This window comes from Pseudoalteromonas sp. B62, from assembly GCF_037162565.1.
GTDB lineage: Bacteria > Pseudomonadota > Gammaproteobacteria > Enterobacterales > Alteromonadaceae > Pseudoalteromonas > Pseudoalteromonas fuliginea.
The window spans coordinates 1,447,199-1,466,029 of record NZ_JARLVB010000002.1; the positions used below are offsets into that span (position 1 = coordinate 1,447,199).

The following is an 18,831-nucleotide window of genomic DNA, read 5'->3' on the forward strand; positions in this document are numbered from 1 at the left end:
GATCATTCCTCGTTTAACATAGGTAGGTCTAAATTTTGTTCTTTAGCGCAGTTTTTTGCTATGTCGTATCCGGCATCAGCATGGCGCATTACACCTGTTGCAGGGTCATTCCACAGTACGCGAGCAATACGCTCTTTAGCTTCATCAGTACCATCGGCAACAATAACTACACCAGAGTGCTGACTAAATCCCATGCCTACACCGCCACCATGATGAAGTGACACCCAAGTAGCGCCACTTGCGGTATTAAGCAGTGCGTTGAGTAATGGCCAATCCGACACTGCATCTGAGCCATCTTTCATGCTCTCTGTTTCGCGGTTAGGGCTGGCAACTGAGCCAGAGTCGAGGTGATCGCGACCAATAACTATAGGGGCTTTAAGTTCGCCATTTCTAACCATTTCATTAAAGGCCAATGCAAGGCGTGCTCTATCTTTTAGCCCAACCCAGCAAATACGTGCAGGTAGACCTTGGAATTGTATGCGTTCCCGCGCCATATCAAGCCAGTTATGCAAATGTGCATCATTAGGAATAAGCTCTTTTACTTTAGCGTCGGTTTTATATATATCTTCAGGGTCGCCCGATAATGCTACCCATCTAAATGGTCCAATACCTTCACAAAATAAAGGGCGAATATAGGCAGGTACAAATCCAGGAAAATCAAATGCGTTGGTAACACCCTCATCAAACGCCATTTGACGAATATTATTACCGTAATCAGTAGTGGCGGCACCGGCTTTTTGTAGTGCCAGCATAGCTTTAACTTGGACTGCCATTGATTGTTTAGCAGCTTTTACTACGGCTTTTGGATCTTGCTCACGCATTTTTGCAGCGTGCTCCATTGTCCAGTTTTGTGGTAAGTAACCATTCAATGGGTCGTGAGCAGATGTTTGATCTGTGACTACATCAGGGGTAATGCCTGTTTTAACCAGTGTACTAAAAATATCGGCAGCGTTACCTAGTAAACCCACTGAGAGGGCTTTACCTTTAACACATGCATCGGTTATTAATTGCAGTGCGTGTTCAAGACTTGTTGCTTTTACATCAACGTAGCCTGTTTTTATACGAAAATCGATACGGCTTTCATCACATTCAACAACCAGTGCACTAAAGCCAGCCATTGTAGCTGCAAGTGGTTGCGCACCGCCCATACCACCAAGACCACCTGTTAATACCCACTTACCACTAGCGCTACCTGCAAAGTGTTGCTTTGCCATAGCTACAAAGGTCTCGTAAGTTCCTTGTACTATGCCTTGCGAGCCAATATAAATCCAAGAACCCGCCGTCATTTGCCCGTACATCATCAAGCCTTTTTTATCGAGCTCATTAAAGTGCTCCCAATTTGCCCAGTGTGGAACAAGATTTGAGTTAGCAATAAGCACGCGAGGGGCATTACTGTGGGTTTTAAATACACCAACGGGTTTTCCTGATTGTACAAGCAGGGTTTCGTCGCTTTCGAGTCTATCGAGGGTTTCTATAATTTTGTCATAACTTGGCCAATCACGAGCCGCTCGGCCAATACCACCATATACAACAAGTGCATGAGGATGTTCTGCTACTTCAGGGTCTAAATTATTCATTAGCATGCGCTTAGCTGCTTCAGTTTGCCAGCTTTTAGCACTTATTTTATCGCCATGAGGTGCACGTATTACGCGACTTGTGTCGAGTCGGTTGTTCATGTTTTTCTCCTGTTGTATATACAAGGTGATTTGTTATAAAAAAAGCGCAGTAAGCGCTATTGTTTGTTATTTTTTAAATGTTAAGTGACCACCTAAGCGATATTTACTGCCTGGTGATACAAGGCGCGCAAAGCTTACAATGCCGTTAATAGACCATGTGCGTCGAATAACTTGTAAGCATGGCTCTTCGTTATATAAGTTTAACCATTGGCACATTTCGCTGTTTGGCATAATAGCCTCTACGGTATGCCTTGCTTGGGTAAGTGGGGCAACACTAGATAGATATTCATGAGGTGTAAGCATGCTAAAGTCTTGTTGTAAGTAGCCAGTCGCAAGGGCAGGATTTACAAAACGCTCTTCTAGCTGCAAAGGGCTGTCGTTTTCGTTATGCACAAGTACACTTCGATATACAACACTGTCAACCTCAACACCAAGTGCAATGGCAATAGGTGCGACTGCATTTATTGATTCGAGTATGAGTACGCTACAGGTGTAGTTGCCGTTACGCTCTTTTACTTCATCAGCAATATTTTTTATTTCAAGTAACGATGACTGCGATTTAAATGTAGCTACAAATGTACCTAACCCTTGGCTGCGGGTTAAAATACCTGCCTCGGTTAATTCGCTTAGTGCTCTGCGGGCTGTCATCCTGCTTACACTAAATTGACTACTTAGTTCGTTTTCAGAGGGAACACGTTGGTTTTCTTGCCACGTACCGCTGCGAATTTTATCAACAATGAATTGTTTTATTTGCGCAAATTTAGGTGTCGTCATTAAATTTATGGTTACATTAAAAATAAACTATATAATAAGATGACACAATTATCTTGTATATACAAGATGGGTTGTTAGACTATATTTTCATTATTCACGGTGTGAAAAGGGCTGCAATATGCAAAGTACAACACAAAATTATGAGTTAGAAGAAATCGACTTACTTTTAACTGATGCCAATATTGCCACTATGGATAGCAATATAAATGCCCCTTATGGCGCAATTAGAAATGCTGCTATAGCCATTAAAAATGGTAAAATTGCGTGGATTGGAGAGCAATCAATATTGCCTAGTTTTGATGTGTTTGCAACGCCGACATTGAGTGTAAAAGGACAATGGTTAACGCCGGGCCTAATAGACTGTCATACGCACTTAGTATTTGCAGGTTCAAGATCGCAAGAGTTTGAACAGCGCTTGCAGGGTGTAAGTTATGAGCAAATCGCAGCACAAGGCGGTGGCATAGCAAGTACGGTTAAAGCCACAAGAGCAGCCGATCGTGAACAGCTATTTGTTGATGCAAAAGATCGCTTAAATACGTTGTCAAAAGAAGGTGTAACCACCGTTGAAATAAAGTCGGGTTATGGACTAGATACTGAAAACGAGATAAAAATATTAGAAGTCGCTCGTTTATTAGGTGAACATCACCCTATTGATATTAAAACTACTTTTTTAGGGGCGCATGCTCTACCGCCTGAATACAAAGGCCGTGCTGATGAATATATTGATTTGGTATGTACTGACATGCTTGATCAGGTAGTGGCTAATAATCTTGCTGATGCAGTCGATGTATTTTGTGAAAATGTAGGCTTTAATTATTCGCAAACCAAACGCGTTTTCCAGGCAGCTAAAAAGCATAACCTCCCAGTAAAATGCCATGCTGAACAGTTATCTAATCAACATGGTGCTGAGCTGGTGGCGCAGTTTAATGGCCTTTCGGCGGATCATATAGAGCATCTTGACGAAGAGGGTGTAAAAGCTATGGCAGACGCTGGGACGGTAGCGGTGTTATTGCCAGGCGCATTTTATTTTTTAAGAGAAACTAAATTCCCACCTATTGAATTACTTAATCAATATAAAGTACCGATAGCTATTGCGAGTGATTTTAACCCAGGTACATCTCCCCTATGTTCAGTGCACTTGATGATGAACATGGCGTGCACATTATTTAGATTAACACCTGAGCAAGCATTAGTTGGTGTTACTCGAAATGCAGCTAAGGCTCTAGGGTTAGATGAGCGTGGTGTTTTAAAGGTTGGCGCAAGAGCTGACATTGCGCATTGGCAAATAAATCATCCGTCACAATTAAGTTACCAATTTGGCGTAAATAGACTGTTAAACTTATGGATTTTGGGTAAACTTAGTTAGTATTAATTTCGTCCATAATAAACATGCTTTTATTGAATTTTTTAGCGAGTACAAGTGGTGCTAATTTGAGTTTTTTAACCGACAGTAACTTCCCGATATTTTTTAGTGGTGCCTTGTTAATGGCGATGATCGCGTCCTTATTTACTATAAAAAATAGCGGTATGAAGTTTAGCTACCTATGCATTGCTGCTGTTGGTTTAGCAATTTTAAGTCTGGGTAATGCTTGGTTAGCTATTTTACTTGCCTTTGGGTTTTGTTTTCATTTGTGGCAGGCGTTTGAGCGTAGTAATTGGACTCTGATCATCATCAGCTCGTTTGCTAGTTTGTTATTTGTTGTACTTTTTTCTGCACATTTATTATTAGCAATCCCTTTATTTTGGATTGTTATCGCTATTTTATTCTTAGCTGTTGCCGGTTTTATCAGTGAAGATGAATTGGCTGAGGAAGTGATTGTCGAAGATAAAGCGCAAGAAATATTTATTGAAAATTCACCACTTTCTAGCTTTGCAGACAGAAAAAAGTTACGAGAAGGCTATTATGCCTGGTGTGATGATACACCCATAAAGGCAGCACTAGTCATTATTCGCCTAGAGGGCTTTGAACAAGTTAACCAGCAAATAGGGCGAGATTTCGGTGACTTATTACTGACTCAATCAGCAAATAGAATAAAAAAACTATTAGAAAACGATGAGATTGTTGATTTAGGGTCGCAAGAAAAACTGGCGCATTTAGGTGGACTTAACTTTGCCTTTATTTGTAGTTTGGCGACTCAAAATCATCTTCATGAGCACGTTATAGAGCACATTCTTGGTGCAACATTAAAACCTTTTAACGTTGCAAACTGTACCGTAGAGGTTAACGCACGAGCAAGTTATGTGGATTGCGGGGCACAAGAAAATAATTTTGATGATTTAATATCCTACGCATATTTAGCGCTTGATAGTCACCCTCAACGAAAGGTGGTCCCGTATCATCAGCAAATGATGGTAGAGCAACTTGAGCAACAAGCACGCTTAAAAGAGTTAGCTAATATCGACTTTTCAAGTGAACTAGAGCTCTATTTTCAACCAATTATTCGTAATGATGATGGAAAAATAGAATTTTTAGAACTGTTGTTACGTTGGCAGCATCCAAAGCAAGGTATTTTATCTGCAAATAGATTTATTGATGATATTAGAATTGCAGGATTGGCTTATCCATTAGCTACTTTTGTGATAGAGCGTGCGGCAGAACTCGCAATGGCATTGCGTATAGAAGGGATAGCAATACCGCTTAGTATTAATGTATTTGGTCCTGAAATGCTTAACGAAGAGTTTGTTGAGTTTGTTGACCGCATCACAAGTGAACATCAACTAGAGGCTGGGGATTTAATTGTTGAATGCCCGTTACACATTTTTACCAATTTAGATAATAAAGGTAGGGCGATGATTGCTAGGCTCAATAACATTGGATTAAAAGTCTGTGTTGATGGGCTCGGCGATAATCCAGTACTACTGTCTAAATTACCCAATTTAGCTGTTGAGTATATTAAAGTTGCACCGTCGTTAACTGCTGATTTTAGCAATCAAAATAATATACGCAGTTTAATTAGTGGCATGGTTGAAATGCATAACCAGCAAAAGACTAAAGTTATTTTTGAGGGCGTAGAAACGTTTGAGCAACTGAGATTTGTTAAAAGTTTAAATGCTTATGCTGCACAAGGTTATTACTTTGGTCATCCATTGAGTAGTATTGGTTTAATGAGCTGGCTAAAGCAGTGGCAGTTAACACAAGGGGAATATATTCCTCCTACTTCACGGTAAATAGCAATATTAATTTTATTTCAATAAAAGTAAGGCGTTTACTAAAGACCTTCTTTAGCTTGTAAATAGGTATTCACTAGCGCGCTAATTACTTGCCCACAGTGTTGCATGCCATTCTCAACGTCATTTGGATGCTGATTTGGTGCAGCTTCACATAAATGTAAATACTGAGACTGACGGTTTTTAGCGGCTAAATGCACAAAGTGCTCACTGTCGTCCACGTTAAATCCACTGCACGTATAGGCACTTACTGGCATGTAAGAAATGCTGTCTAAATCTACTTCAACTCCAAGTGGTAAGTTATCAAAGCTATTTAGTGCATTATTAACGGCTTGAGTGAGTGTAATATCCCGTCTCACTTTTATCGATTGGTAGCTATTAAATTTAAAATTAGCGTTAGCCATAGCTTCAAGAATAGCTTGATTGTTTTTCAGTTCGTGCAAACCAATCACGTGATAATTATTTAAGAGTTGTTCGTTGTACGCATACCGGAAACCGTTGCCACTGTGACGGCCTTCACAGTCTCTAAAGTCGGCATGGGGATCAAAATTTATGGCATTAACCGGTGTATTTTTATATTTGCTTAAAGCACGAATAATACCTAAGCAGTTATTATGCCCCCCGCCAATAATAATTGGCTCAAGACCTGCTTTAAATACAAGGGATAATACATTTTCTACTCGTTCATCGAGTTGCTGACATAAATCTCGTAATTGATTTAACTGTTTAGGCTGTTGATTATCAAGCTGCTTACTTTTTGCCATTAGATCATCAACATTGACTTCACCTAATAAAAGTACTTTTTGTGTAGCAATAAATTGATTATGAGGTTGGTTTAAAAAACGCTTTAAAAAAGCCGGCCACGCTCCGTCTGCACCGCCATTTCCTAGGTTTGCTTTGGGGCCAATATCTTCGCAAATACCGAGTAATACATAGCGAATACCAAACTGTCCGGCATCAATAAGTGCTTGTTGCACATTAACTTGAGTATCGAGCAAGGCCATTGCTTGCCAAGCTTTTTTTCGTTTGCGCGGATAGAGCAAATCGCTTTAACCGCGCTTTCATCATATACCTTTAAATGCTTGGTCACGTTATGCTTCTACGATTTCCAATTCTAGTTCTTCAGCAGATAAAACAATGCCAGTACTGTCAGCATAAATAAAGTCGTCATCAAAAAATGATACACCAGCAAAGTTAACACCTATTGCGTCTTCGCCAGCACCTTCGCTGTCGGCAGCAACCGGTATTGAGGCAATTGCTTGAATACCTAAATCAAGTTCTTCAAGCTCATCGACATGACGTACTGCGCCGTATACAACAATGCCATTCCAGTTATTTTCGAGTGCAAGTTCGGCTATTTCGATGTCGATAAGCGCACGACGAGTTGAACCACCGCCATCAATAAGAAGCACTAAGCCAGTACCATCTTGAGAAAGTAATTCGCGGATCAGTTCATTATTTTCAAAACATTTAACCGTTTTAATGCGACCACCAAAACTGTGGCGACCACCAAAGTTGATGAACATTGGTTCTAGCACGTCAACCACATCAGCAAAGTGGTCGCATAAATCAGAAGTGCTGTAATCCATTATTTTATCCTCAAAAGGTACATTAATTTATACCTCAGTATACCCTCCTCATAAGCAATAACAACGACTTAATCGCAGTAAATTTAGGCAAAATAAGAAGGGAATCAATAAAAGCAACAATAGTGTCTTAAAAGCGTCACGCAATTGTTATTTACAACACCTAAGCTAAAACAGTGTTCATATATTATGCAGCTAGGAGTAAGTGATGGATGGTAATAATATGCTTAAAAAAGTAGCTCAAATAGATGAGCAATTATTTTTAACTCTGTTTAATTGTAAATCGCCTTCATGGCTGAAAGTAATCGCATTTGGACTATCAAAAAGTGGTGATGGTGGCCTTTATCTACTCATATGTGGGGCTGTATGGTGGTTAAGTAACAATGAACCATATCAGTTATTACCAGTAACTTTGCTACTCGGATTTGCGATAGAAAGACCTATCTACTTTTTAGCTAAAAATCGTTTTGCTCGGGTTCGGCCGTGCGATTGTTTAGTTACAAACGCTTACATAGTACCTAGTGATAAATTTAGTTTACCTTCAGGACACAGTGCAGCTGCGTTTTTAGTTGCGATGATCTTAAGCCATTTTTTCCTGAATATACTTGGCTACTATTTGGCTGGGCCTCGGGAGTGGCAATTTCTCGAGTTGTACTCGGGGTTCATTTTCCCGCGGATATTATTCTAGGTGCTGTGGTTGGTAGTTCATGTGCGATATTTTCTTTAGCATTAGTGGTGCCTGAATGAAAATATTATATGGTATTCAAGGTACTGGGAATGGTCATATTACTCGCGCTCGGGTCATGGCTAGTGGTTTTAAGGAATTAGGAATTGATGTTGATTATATTTTTTCGGGACGTGCTAAAAAAGACTACTTTGATATGCAAGAGTTTGGGCAGTATAAAAGTTTTCGGGGGTTATCTTTTGATACAGAAAATGGTCAAGTAAAAAGCTATCGAACAGTTAGCAATGCGCGCCCTTGTAAATTGCTTGCAGATATAAAGTCGCTCGATGTAAAACAGTATGATTTTGTACTCAATGACTTTGAGCCAGTTTCTGCATGGGCTGCAAAAAGGGCTGGAATTCCGGTTGTTGGAATTAGCCATCAGGCCGCATTTTTGTCCAGTAGTGTGCCTATGTTTAGTCGCGGGATTTTACGTAAGTCACTTATTAAATACTACGCACCAGCCAATACGTATTTAGGTGTTCATTGGCAGCCTTTCGCGCATAATATTATTCCCCTTTTATCGCTAATCATCAACATGGCAATCCAGTGGCGGTTATGAATAAAGTATTGGTGTATTTACCTTTCGAAAATTTAGACAGTATTATAGATTATTTAAAAGACTTCCCCGAAAAAGAGTTTTATTGTTATCACCCGCACGCCTGTAATCAATCTATTGGACATATACATTTGCGTTCCCCTTCACGCACTGGCTTTTTAAATGATTTAGCAAATACAAGTGGCGTAATAGGAAACGCAGGGTTTGAGCTTGCTAGTGAAGCATTAAAATTAGGAAAAAAATTATTATTAAAACCTTTAGACGGACAGTTTGAGCAAGGTGCTAATGCACAAACGCTACTTGCAATGGGTATGGCACATGTAATGAGTTATTTAAATCCCCAAGCGCTTGATGATTGGAATACTGCGCCACAAAATAAGCAGATTAATTACCCCAGTGATCCCGCTCCTTTGATTTTTTGGCTGCTTAAAAAACAATGGAATAATACACACTCATTACATAAAGGTTTATGGGGAAGTGTGAATTTATAATGATGAAAACTAAAATTAACAGCGCTAAATAACTATATAAAATAAAATTTATTAATTTAATTAGTTGTTTTGACTCAATAAGCTATAATATTAAAGCATATTTAATAAAGGCGCTTGCGATGATTTTTTTACAAAACTTAACTATTAAACGACGTTTGCAATTAAATGCAGTCGTTGTTGGTTTAGCTATGGTGATTCTTTTATGTGTGATCATTTTTGAATCACGTACAACCTTAAACTTAAATAAGACTATTCAATTAGCAGAAGAGCTTAATGTACATGCACTCGCACTGCGTAAACATGAGAAAAATTTTCTATTTTATAAGAACGAAGAAGCGTTAACTGAATTTGAAACTGATTTTAAGCAGTTAAGTAGTAAAATTACAAAATTAAAGCAATCAATGAGCCAACAAGATATTTCTGCTGCTCAGGTTGAGCATTTTGAGCAACTAATTAATAGCTATAACAATGATTTTAATACTGTTGTTAAATTACAAAAAGAGATTGGGCTGAATCCTAAAGATGGCTTATATGGTAAGCTCAGAGCTGCTGTACATGAAGTCGAAGTACTGCTGAAAGAGCAGCAAAACTACAAGCTTTTATCATCTATGTTGCAACTTAGGCGCTCAGAAAAAGATTTTATGCTGAGATTTGATATTAAATACTTAGAGCGATTTAATGGAGGCATAAATACGTTTAAGCAACAGATAGCATCGACTGATCTGCTAAGCAGCTACAAAGCAAAAATAACCCCTTTGATTGATATGTATCAAAATGAGTTTGAAACACTTGTACAAGCGCAAACAACATTAGGCTTAGACCTTAATTCTGGTGCGTTAGGTGTGATGCGAGAAAGCGTCAATAAAAGCGATGTAATTGTTACTCAAATTGTTAAAGAAACAAAACTACAAGTTGAAAAGAGTGTAGAGCAAGCACAATTTTTAGCCATTTTGGTTTTTGTAATTGCAGGTGTGATTGTTCTAGCGCTTGTTTACTTTACCAGTCACTCAATCATTGTACCTATAGAGCGTGTTTATCACACCATTAACGACATTCGTCGTAATAATGATTTAAGTGTGATGATAGAGCAAACAGGTAAAGATGAAATTACCACCATGACAATCGATTTTAATAGCCTCATTGGTGACTTTAGAAACTTAATAAATGAAGTCAACACGGCTTTAAATACGCTTAATGTAGCCACTGAGCATTTATCAGAAAGCACTGCAGCAACAAGTTCAGGTATGCAAGAGCAACTTCATGAAGCAGATATGGTAGCAACCGCGGCAACTGAAATGCAGGCGACTATTCAAGATATTTCTCATAATACCGAAGCAGCAGCCAAAAAAGCGGAATCGACCAACTTAAGTGCACAGCAAGGGCGTAATGAAGTGGATTCAACGGTTAAGCATATTAGAGACCTATCTGAATCCCTTGGGAATGCATCGAGTGTGGTATCACAGCTCGAAAAAGATGGGGAGACAATTGGTTCTGTGCTTGATGTGATCCGTGGTATTGCTGAGCAAACAAATTTACTCGCACTTAATGCTGCAATTGAAGCTGCTCGAGCTGGTGAGTATGGTCGTGGTTTTGCCGTAGTAGCAGATGAAGTCCGTTCACTTGCACAACGTACACAAGAGTCTACTAGCGAGATTGAAGGGATTATTAATACATTACAACAGCGCACTCAAGAAGTTGTGAGTATTATGCATCAGTGTCGTTCACAAGGCGATGAAAGTGCCTCGCAAGCGATTAAGGCCGGAGAATTATTAGGTGCAATTACGGAAGATGTACAAACTATAATGGAAATGAGTACTCAAATAGCCGTCGCAATTGACGAGCAAAGCCAAGTGGCGTCAGAGGTTAATAAAAATGTAGTGCGTATTCGTGATATTGCTCAAGATGCATCAGGGCATGCCGCGAACAATGCACAAACAAGTGAAGAAGTATCTGAGCAGGCTCGTGTGTTATTTAGCGCGATTGATAAGTTTAAGGTATAAATAAAGCTTGTAAAAAATAACCAATAAAGTTTAAGGAATAAACTTTATTGGTACACTGTCTTTACTTTGCTTGAGCTCAATTACACGCTCTAAATATTCAGCCCACAATGTATCGTGCTGCTCTTGCAGTTTTACAAAATAGTGCCAGCTAAATAACCCGCTATTATGGCCATCATCAAAATCTAAGCGCAAGGCATAGTGTCCAACAGGTGCAATACTTTTTATTCCTACATCTTGCTTATTAAGTACTAGCTTCATTGGACCAGAGCCATGGCCTTGTACTTCAGCAGAAGGGGAGTGAACACGTAAAAATTCACAGCTAAAGACGGCTTGGCTGTCATCATCAAAGTAAACATCTAGATTTTTACTCACACTGTGGTAATGCACTTTTGTTACGTGTTTCATTTAATATATCCCATTAAAAAGCCTCCAATATGGAGGCTTTTAGTATAACGTTTATATTCGTTTTATAGAATAAAGCGGCTTAAGTCTTCATCTTCAACAAGTGCACCTAAGTGTTTTTCAACATAAGCGGCATCGATTACTAAAGACGAACCTGCTTTTTCAGAAGCATCGTATGAAATCTCTTCCATCAATCTTTCCATTACAGTATGAAGACGACGAGCACCGATGTTTTCGGTTTTTTCGTTAACTTGCCAAGCGGCTTTAGCAATACGCTCAATTGCATCATCACTAAACTCAATTGATACCTGTTCAGTTTTAAGTAGCTCGCGTTGTTGCTCAGTAAGCGATGCATGAGGCTCTGTAAGGATGCGTTTAAAGTCATCTGCAGTGAGTGCTTCAAGTTCTACTCGAATCGGTAAGCGACCTTGTAGCTCTGGGATCATATCTGATGGCTTTGCCATCTGAAACGCACCAGAGGCAATAAACAACATATGGTCAGTTTTAACCATGCCGTGTTTAGTGTTTACTGTTGAGCCTTCAATTAGCGGTAGCAAGTCGCGCTGAACACCTTCTCGGCTCACATCAGGGCCTGAAGAATCGCCGCGCTTACAAATTTTGTCTATTTCATCAATAAACACAATACCGTTTTGCTCTACTGCAAAAATAGCTTGTTCTTTTAGCTCTTCAGGATTTACTAATTTAGCGGCTTCTTCTTCCGTTAATAGTTTGAAGGCTTCTTTGATTTTTAGTTTACGTTTAGTACGCTTATCGCCGCCCATGTTTTGAAACATGCTTTGTAGCTGGTTGGTCATATCTTCCATACCAGGAGGCGCCATAATTTCTACGTTTGGTTGTGCTTGTGCTAAATCGATTTCAATTTCTTTATCATCTAACTGACCTTCACGTAGCTTTTTACGGAATGTTTGGCGTGTTGATGAATTATCGTCGCGTTGGCTTTCGCCAAATTGGTCTTTTGCAGGAGGTAAAAGGGCATCTAAAATGCGCTCTTCTGCTGCTTCTTCGGCGCGATGTTTAAACTTTTTAGTCTGCTGTTCGCGAGTCATTTTAATTGATACATCGACTAAATCGCGGATGATTGTCTCAACTTCTTTACCAACATAGCCAACTTCAGTGAACTTAGTCGCTTCTACTTTAATGAATGGCGCATTCGCTAATTTTGCTAAACGGCGTGCAATTTCTGTTTTACCTACGCCGGTTGGACCAATCATTAAAATATTTTTTGGTGTTACTTCGCTGCGTAAATCTTCATTTAATTGCATACGACGCCAGCGATTACGAAGCGCGATAGCCACTGCTTTTTTAGCTTTAGCCTGACCTATAATATGCTGATCTAGCTCGTGAACAATTTCTCTTGGGGTCATATCAGACATAATAGTTCCTATTATAATTCTTCGATTGTTTGGAAGTTATTAGTAAATACGCAGATGTTGCCTGCAATAGTTAAACTTTTTTCTACTATTTCACGAGCGCTTAAGTCGGTATTTTCTAATAAGGCTGTTGCTGCTGATTGGGCAAAGTTACCACCACTGCCAATTGCAATTAGGTCATTTTCTGGCTGAACCACATCACCGTTACCGGTAATAATTAAAGAGGCTGTTTCGTCTGCTACAGCGAGCAGTGCTTCGAGTTTTCGAAGTGCACGGTCACTTCGCCAATCTTTAGCCATTTCTACTGCGGCTTTAGTTAGGTTTCCTTGGTGCATTTCTAATTTGCTTTCAAAGCGTTCGAAAAGAGTGAAGGCATCAGCAGTACCGCCGGCAAACCCAGCGATTACTTTGCCATTATAAAGACGTCGAACTTTACGGGCGTTGCCCTTCATTACGGTGTTACCAAGGGACACTTGGCCATCGCCGCCAATTACAACTTTGTCGCCGCGGCGAACACTTACGATAGTAGTCATGTTATTCCTCATCATCGAGCTGCAGAGGCAACTCGTAAAAAACGATTATGATGAGGTTATATGGGTGAATGGTTTATTTTCAAGTCCAGCCCCAAATTCCGCAGCCGACTATTTTTACACGTTTAAGTTTGTTTTTATCGCTTTCGGCTTGGCGTTTGGTTTTATAAGGACCTAGGCGCACTTTATACCAAGTACCATTGCTGCCTTCAGCCTGTTTTATCTCAGAAATGAGCCCTGCAAATGCGATTTTAGCTTTTAACGATTCAGCTTGTGCATGAGTTCTGAACGAACCGCATTGCATAACATAAGGACCTTTTTGTTCAAGCTCTTTTACTTCAACTTGAATTTCGTGGTTTCTAATTTCTTTAATAAATTCCGGCGTGCGTGGAATAACAACTTCTACTTTTTCAGGCGCAGTTGGGTGAGCTTGCTTTTCGACAAGTTTTGGATCGGCATTACTTTTAATAAACCATAATCCGTAAACGAAACCACCTACAAGTAAAATAGCAATGCTCACTAAAAAAATTGGAAATGGTTTTTTAGTGGGTGCTTTTTTAGTGTTTTTTCTATTTGCTGGTTTTTTGTTAATGTAATCGTGCTGTGCCATAGCGTTATTTTGGCCTTAACCTAAATCATGTCTATAGGGTCTACGTCTAAGCTCCAGCGCACTTTTTGTGCAAGTTTGCTTGAGCTTAAATAATCAACCATTTGCGCAAGGTACTGATGTAATATGCGACGATCTTGCGCTTGAATATGTAATTGAAAGCGATACATACCTGCGACTTTTTCAAGAGGTGCAGGGATCGGACCGAGCAATTGTATACCAGATACCCCATTCACAGGAACCAAATCCGTCAAAAAATCGACGACTAGTTTAATACTATGTCCTTGTGCACGGACAATGGCCATATTTGTAATGGGTGGTAAGTCCGCATCATCGCGCTCACTAAGGGCAAAACGGGCAAAATCCTGATAACCGTTATTAACTAAGTCTTGTAAAAGTGGGTGCTCTGGAAAGTGTGTTTGTAATAATACTTGGCCAGGCTCCCCTGAACGTCCTGCACGACCAGCTACCTGAGTAACTAACTGTGCTAAATGCTCTGTCGCTCTAAAATCGCATGAATATAACCCGCTATCAACGTCTAAAATTATAACGAGGCTTACATCTGCAAAGTGATGACCTTTAGCAAGCATTTGTGTGCCTACTAAAATACGCGCCCCCTAAGTTAATTTCATCGAGTGCCTTTTCAAGGCTACCTTTACGGCGAGTTGAATCGCGGTCTATGCGAGTAACGGGTGTATCAGGGAATTCGGTTGATAAAAATTCTTCAATTTGCTCTGTGCCTTTGCCGTTAGGAAATATTTGCGTGCTGCCACAATCAGGGCATTGGTGAGGAACAGGGTACTGGTCGCCACAGTGATGGCAGATCATTTGCCCAATCGCTTTGTGAAAAGTGGCGCTGGTACTGCAGCGTTTACATTCACTTAGCCAGCCACACTCATGGCAAATAAGAGTGGGTGAGAAACCTCGACGATTTAAAAACACCATAACCTGTTTACCGCGGTTTAAATGCTGTCGCATAGTGGCAAGGCTAGCATGTGCAATACCTGCTTGGTCGGGCTGACCTTTCATATCGAGTAACTTAAACTGGTTGTCGGTGGCTGTTTGCGCGCGCTCGGTTAAGCTTAATAACTGATATTTGTTATTAAGTGCTTTGTGGAGCGTTTCAAGCGCGGGTGTGGCGCTGCCTAATATAAGCGGAATTTTATGCTGAAAAGCTCTATAAGCGGCTAAATCACGAGCATGGTAACGAAGGGTATCTTGTTGTTTAAATGACGAGTCGTGTTCTTCATCAACAACAATCATACCGAGTTTTAAAAATGGCAGAAAAATACTCGAACGTGTGCCAATAACTATCGCACAACTGCCTTTTTCACAAAATCGCCATGTTTGTAGGCGTTCATTGTCGGTAAGTGCTGAGTGCCAAAGCATAACAGGTGTATCTGGGAAGCGGCGACGAAAACGGTTTACCGTTTGCGGTGTTAGGCCGATTTCGGGCACGAGTACGAGGGCTTGCTCGCCACGTTTTAATATTTCTTCTAAGCACTGTAAATACACTTCAGTTTTACCACTGCCCGTTACGCCCTCTAATAAAAAGCTGCTAAAGCCGGTACTTTGATTGATTGCTGTACAGGCCACTGCTTGTTCTTTATTAAGTACCGGTTTACTACCGACGGTTGGCGCAACGCTTTGCCATTGGTTATCGTGTTCGATAGTTTGTGTGATGAGTTCTTTAGCAATGAGGCTATCTATTGTTTTTTTACTAAAGCCAAGTGCTTTTAGTTCGGTTAACGATGACTTACCTGATTGTGATAACTGTTTTAATAAGTTGAGTTGAGTTTTAGCTTTTAATGATGGTACTTTAGCGCCTTTTTCGGTAAGCATTACCATGTTAATGCTTGTTTTGTCTGGTGATTCACCTTGGCGTAGTGCACTAGGCAGAGCTATATGAATCGTTTCGCCGAGTGGGTAACAATAATAACGCGCTGTAAAACTAAGGAGATCTAAATGTTCGCTAGATAATATTGGGGTATCGTCGATAACTTCAAAAATGCTTTTAATTTTACTCTCGGGTACTTCAGTACTCTTTTTTACTGCTAATATAACAGCCACTTTACGCTGATTACCAAAGGGTACCAAAACGCGCATTCCGGGCTTCAGATCAGAAACCAAGCCTGAGAGCTGTTCATCTACTTTATAATCAAAGGTGCGCGGTAATGGGACTTTAATAGCAACTTCAACAAAACGCATAACAACTCAACCAATAAAATTAATGGTGTAATGTACTAAATATACAGTTAAAAACCTACTAGCAAATTATAGTCATTTTATTATTTGGTTACTTTTTTAGCAAAAAATTATAATTAAACCTTGTGTGCTCGGTAGTTGTTGGATAAAATCCGCCACCAACAAATTTGTTTTAACGACGTATGGTACCAAACTACGGGTTTGGAGAGCGATGCGGCCTTAACTAGAGGTTTCTATGAAAGAAGGTATTCACCCTAAGTACGAAGTAATTTCAGCAACATGTTCATGCGGAAATGAATTCGAAACAAGCTCTACTCTTTGTAAAAACATTCACTTAGACGTATGTTCTGCGTGTCACCCGTTTTACACTGGTAAGCAAAAAGTTTTAGACACTGGCGGACGTGTTGATCGTTTCAACAAGCGTTTCGGTGCACTTGGTAGCAAGAAGTAATTTTTGCTATTTAGTTAAAAGAAGCACCTTAGGGTGCTTTTTTTGTGCCTGAAATTTATCTTTACGTGCTTTTCCTGCCTATTTATACGTTATCTCCTTTGCATAACTATTTCTTGTTCTTATTCTGAGTATGCATAAACCTTTGCAGACAAAGTACGTAATAGTCTCTATATTTTGAAGTGTTCATTTTTTAACTAAGTTGTTAAATGTAGCTAACGTGAAGATAAATGTTTTTAAAGTAGACTATTAAGCTGTTTATAGTTATTTATACTAAAAATTTGATAGTCGTTTTTAGAGAAAGCGGCTCGCGGCTAAAAGTACCTCTAAAAATGCTTTTTATATGAATTTCTATTTATGAAATGTCGCTATATCTTCGCAAAGTTACTGAAAAACCTCTTAAAATTAATGAATCTAGCATATAACAGGATAGACCTGATATTGCTTGGAATTTAAAAATAATAAGGGTATCGTAACCCAGACAACACCTCTCACTTTAACTTAAATTGCAGGATACAATCGCGTTATGTCAGACTTTCGTGAACAAGCACTACATTACCATTCTCATCCCGTTCCAGGAAAAATCAGCATTGAGCTAACCAAGCCTGCCGAAACGGTTCAAGATTTAGCTTTAGCATATAGCCCAGGTGTTGCTGAACCTGTGCGTGAAATTGCTGCTGATCCTGCAAATGCTTATAAATATACCGGTAAAGGTAATATGGTTGCAGTTATCACTAATGGTACTGCAATTTTGGGCTTGGGTAATTTAGGCCCTTTGGCATCAAAGCCTGTAATGGAAGGCAAGGCGCTGTTATTTAAGCGCTTTGCAGGCCTTGATTCTATTGATATCGAAGTGAAGCATAAAACAACAGAAGACTTTATTAACACGGTTGCTAATATTGCCGATACATTTGGTGGTATTAATCTTGAAGATATTAAAGCCCCAGAGTGTTTTGAAATTGAAAAGGCATTGATTGAGCGCTGTAGTATTCCGGTTTTTCATGACGATCAACACGGCACTGCAATTGTAACAGCCGCTGGTATGTTGAATGCACTTGAAGTGCAAGAGAAATCGATAGAAGAGGCTATTATAGTATGTTTAGGTGCTGGTGCGGCTGCAGTTGCCTGTATGGAACTGTTAATTAAGTGTGGTGCACTGCGTGAACACATTTACATGCTTGACCGTAAAGGCGTTATTCATACTCGTCGTGATGATTTAAACGAGTACAAACAACTATTCGCTAACAATACGGATAAGCGTACGTTGCAAGATGTTATTGCTGATGCTGATGTATTTGTTGGTGTATCTGGGCCTAATTTGTTAGCAGCCGATGATTTAAAACTGATGGCTGATAAGCCGGTTGTGTTTGCGTGCTCAAACCCCGACCCTGAAATTGATCCCGCACTTGCACACAGCGCACGCAACGATTTAATTATGGCGACAGGGCGTTCTGATTATCCAAACCAAGTGAATAATGTTTTGTGTTTCCCGTTTATTTTTCGTGGTGCACTAGATGTGCGCGCAAGTGCAATTAACGATGAAATGAAAATAGCAGCAGTAGAAGCGATTCGTAGCATTGCAAAAGAGCCTGTACCAGCAGAGGTCTTAAAAGCCGCCGGTGTTGATAAGCTGGAATTTGGTGCTCAATATATTATTCCAAAACCGATGGATCCACGTTTATTACCACGTATAGCAAGAGCGGTTGCTCTTGCTGCTGTTGAGTCGGGTGTAGCACAAATTGATTTGCCAGAAAGCTATATGCAGTAAATCTATACCGTAAAATTTAATCATAAAAAAACCTCAGTAATTACTGAGGTTTTTTTATTTTACTTTATCTATTTATTCGTCATCTAAAACAGGGACTTCTAACCCCATTTCTTGCATTATTTTTTTCACTTCTTCTGGTACTTTTTCAGCGTTGTCTTTACGTAAGTCATCGTCATTAGGTAAAGGTTGACCTGTAAATGCATGTAAAAACGCTTCACATAGTAGCTCACTGTTTGTTGCGTGACGCAGGTTATTAATTTGACGACGAGTACGTTCGTCAGTTAATACCTTTAATACATTCAGTGGGATCGAAACGGTGATCTTCTTAACTTGTTCTGATTTTTTCCCGTGTTCTGCGTATGGGTGAATATACTCACCATTCCATTTAGCCATAAGATGTATCGTTGCCTCAGATTATTAATTGCTCACATGCGCTAAAATGCGTGTGAATATGCGTGAAATTCTATCGATTTAAAAAAGATAGTCAAATACTAGTTGTTTG

General features: G+C 39.7%; 13 protein-coding genes and 4 pseudogenes. 7 read left to right on the forward strand and 10 right to left on the reverse strand.

The genetic code is table 11. From position 1 onward, the window contains the following. Nucleotides 1-2: 2 nt before the first annotated feature. The gene (gene hutU / locus P4S71_RS11060) at nucleotides 3-1,676 is read right to left on the reverse strand and encodes a urocanate hydratase (RefSeq protein WP_096792355.1); all 1,674 of its coding nucleotides are present in this window, start codon (nucleotides 1,674-1,676) and stop codon (nucleotides 3-5) included. A gap of 66 nt (nucleotides 1,677-1,742) precedes the next feature. Next, entirely contained in the window at nucleotides 1,743-2,450 is a 708-nt protein-coding gene (gene hutC, locus P4S71_RS11065) for a histidine utilization repressor (protein WP_007377257.1), read from the reverse strand. A gap of 118 nt (nucleotides 2,451-2,568) precedes the next feature. Between hutC and hutI the strand changes: the two genes are divergently transcribed. Beyond that, complete coding sequence (gene hutI / locus P4S71_RS11070) at nucleotides 2,569-3,816, forward strand: imidazolonepropionase (protein WP_096792357.1); 1,248 nt, start codon at nucleotides 2,569-2,571, stop codon at nucleotides 3,814-3,816. Between the two features lie 119 nt (nucleotides 3,817-3,935). Next, nucleotides 3,936-5,618 carry a bifunctional diguanylate cyclase/phosphodiesterase gene (locus P4S71_RS11075; RefSeq protein ID WP_337151618.1) on the forward strand — a complete coding sequence of 561 codons (1,683 nt, stop codon included), beginning with the start codon at nucleotides 3,936-3,938 and terminating at the stop codon, nucleotides 5,616-5,618. 41 nt (nucleotides 5,619-5,659) lie between these two features. Here the strand turns inward: P4S71_RS11075 and P4S71_RS11080 are convergent. Continuing rightward, nucleotides 5,660-6,708 (reverse strand): annotated as a pseudogene (locus P4S71_RS11080) (formimidoylglutamase). 1 nt (nucleotide 6,709) lies between these two features. Continuing rightward, nucleotides 6,710-7,207 (reverse strand): ribonuclease E activity regulator RraA, encoded by a 498-nt coding sequence (gene rraA, locus P4S71_RS11085; RefSeq protein WP_007377253.1) that lies wholly within the window; start codon nucleotides 7,205-7,207, stop codon nucleotides 6,710-6,712. Nucleotides 7,208-7,412: 205 nt separating this feature from the next. Here rraA and P4S71_RS11090 point away from each other — a divergent pair. From P4S71_RS11090 to P4S71_RS11100, 3 genes and pseudogenes are all read left to right on the forward strand, one after another. After that, nucleotides 7,413-7,951, forward strand: a pseudogene (locus tag P4S71_RS11090) (phosphatase PAP2 family protein). Next, a pseudogene (locus tag P4S71_RS11095) lies at nucleotides 7,948-8,978 on the forward strand (MJ1255/VC2487 family glycosyltransferase). The pseudogenes P4S71_RS11090 and P4S71_RS11095 overlap by 4 nt, the downstream one beginning before the upstream one ends. Before the next feature lie 119 nt (nucleotides 8,979-9,097). Further along, on the forward strand, nucleotides 9,098-10,978 hold the full coding sequence (locus P4S71_RS11100) for a methyl-accepting chemotaxis protein (RefSeq protein WP_337150663.1): 1,881 nt from the start codon (nucleotides 9,098-9,100) through the stop codon (nucleotides 10,976-10,978). Between the two features lie 30 nt (nucleotides 10,979-11,008). Here the strand turns inward: P4S71_RS11100 and P4S71_RS11105 are convergent, their stop codons facing one another. The 5 genes and pseudogenes from P4S71_RS11105 to priA all read right to left on the reverse strand — a co-directional run bounded on the left by P4S71_RS11105 (nucleotide 11,009) and on the right by priA (nucleotide 16,116). After that, nucleotides 11,009-11,383, reverse strand: a complete 375-nt coding sequence (locus P4S71_RS11105) for a gamma-butyrobetaine hydroxylase-like domain-containing protein (protein ID WP_007377249.1) — start codon at nucleotides 11,381-11,383, stop codon at nucleotides 11,009-11,011. A gap of 62 nt (nucleotides 11,384-11,445) precedes the next feature. Next, on the reverse strand, nucleotides 11,446-12,774 hold the full coding sequence (hslU, locus tag P4S71_RS11110) for an HslU--HslV peptidase ATPase subunit (RefSeq protein ID WP_007377248.1): 1,329 nt from the start codon (nucleotides 12,772-12,774) through the stop codon (nucleotides 11,446-11,448). 11 nt (nucleotides 12,775-12,785) lie between these two features. Continuing rightward, nucleotides 12,786-13,304, reverse strand: a complete 519-nt coding sequence (gene hslV / locus P4S71_RS11115) for an ATP-dependent protease subunit HslV (protein WP_002958366.1) — start codon at nucleotides 13,302-13,304, stop codon at nucleotides 12,786-12,788. A 79-nt stretch (nucleotides 13,305-13,383) separates the two neighbouring features. Then, nucleotides 13,384-13,911: an SPOR domain-containing protein gene (locus P4S71_RS11120; RefSeq protein WP_007377247.1), complete on the reverse strand. Its 528-nt coding sequence runs from the start codon at nucleotides 13,909-13,911 to the stop codon at nucleotides 13,384-13,386. A 20-nt stretch (nucleotides 13,912-13,931) separates the two neighbouring features. Then, a pseudogene (gene priA, locus P4S71_RS11125) lies at nucleotides 13,932-16,116 on the reverse strand (primosomal protein N'). Between the two features lie 232 nt (nucleotides 16,117-16,348). Here priA and rpmE point away from each other — a divergent pair. Then, nucleotides 16,349-16,564: a 50S ribosomal protein L31 gene (rpmE, locus tag P4S71_RS11130; RefSeq protein ID WP_007377245.1), complete on the forward strand. Its 216-nt coding sequence runs from the start codon at nucleotides 16,349-16,351 to the stop codon at nucleotides 16,562-16,564. Nucleotides 16,565-17,087: 523 nt separating this feature from the next. Continuing rightward, entirely contained in the window at nucleotides 17,088-18,329 is a 1,242-nt protein-coding gene (locus P4S71_RS11135) for a malic enzyme-like NAD(P)-binding protein (RefSeq protein WP_008137651.1), read from the forward strand. 72 nt (nucleotides 18,330-18,401) lie between these two features. On the opposite strand, the gene metJ is transcribed toward P4S71_RS11135, so the two are convergent. Beyond that, a complete protein-coding gene (gene metJ / locus P4S71_RS11140; protein ID WP_007378651.1) occupies nucleotides 18,402-18,722 on the reverse strand; it encodes a met regulon transcriptional regulator MetJ in 321 nt (106 codons plus the stop codon). Between the last annotated feature and the right edge of the window lie 109 nt (nucleotides 18,723-18,831).

Excerpts from the sequence above, each read along its gene's own strand:
- hutU (WP_096792355.1), bottom strand. The coding sequence starts at position 1,676 with ATGAACAACCGACTCGACACAAGTCGCGTAATACGTGCACCTCATGGC.
- hutC (WP_007377257.1), bottom strand. The coding sequence starts at position 2,450 with ATGACGACACCTAAATTTGCGCAAATAAAACAATTCATTGTTGATAAA.
- hutI (WP_096792357.1), top strand. The coding sequence starts at position 2,569 with ATGCAAAGTACAACACAAAATTATGAGTTAGAAGAAATCGACTTACTT.
- P4S71_RS11075 (WP_337151618.1), top strand. The coding sequence starts at position 3,936 with ATGGCGATGATCGCGTCCTTATTTACTATAAAAAATAGCGGTATGAAG.
- rraA (WP_007377253.1), bottom strand. The coding sequence starts at position 7,207 with ATGGATTACAGCACTTCTGATTTATGCGACCACTTTGCTGATGTGGTT.
- P4S71_RS11100 (WP_337150663.1), top strand. The coding sequence starts at position 9,098 with ATGATTTTTTTACAAAACTTAACTATTAAACGACGTTTGCAATTAAAT.
- P4S71_RS11105 (WP_007377249.1), bottom strand. The coding sequence starts at position 11,383 with ATGAAACACGTAACAAAAGTGCATTACCACAGTGTGAGTAAAAATCTA.
- hslU (WP_007377248.1), bottom strand. The coding sequence starts at position 12,774 with ATGTCTGATATGACCCCAAGAGAAATTGTTCACGAGCTAGATCAGCAT.
- hslV (WP_002958366.1), bottom strand. The coding sequence starts at position 13,304 with ATGACTACTATCGTAAGTGTTCGCCGCGGCGACAAAGTTGTAATTGGC.
- P4S71_RS11120 (WP_007377247.1), bottom strand. The coding sequence starts at position 13,911 with ATGGCACAGCACGATTACATTAACAAAAAACCAGCAAATAGAAAAAAC.
- rpmE (WP_007377245.1), top strand. The coding sequence starts at position 16,349 with ATGAAAGAAGGTATTCACCCTAAGTACGAAGTAATTTCAGCAACATGT.
- P4S71_RS11135 (WP_008137651.1), top strand. The coding sequence starts at position 17,088 with ATGTCAGACTTTCGTGAACAAGCACTACATTACCATTCTCATCCCGTT.
- metJ (WP_007378651.1), bottom strand. The coding sequence starts at position 18,722 with ATGGCTAAATGGAATGGTGAGTATATTCACCCATACGCAGAACACGGG.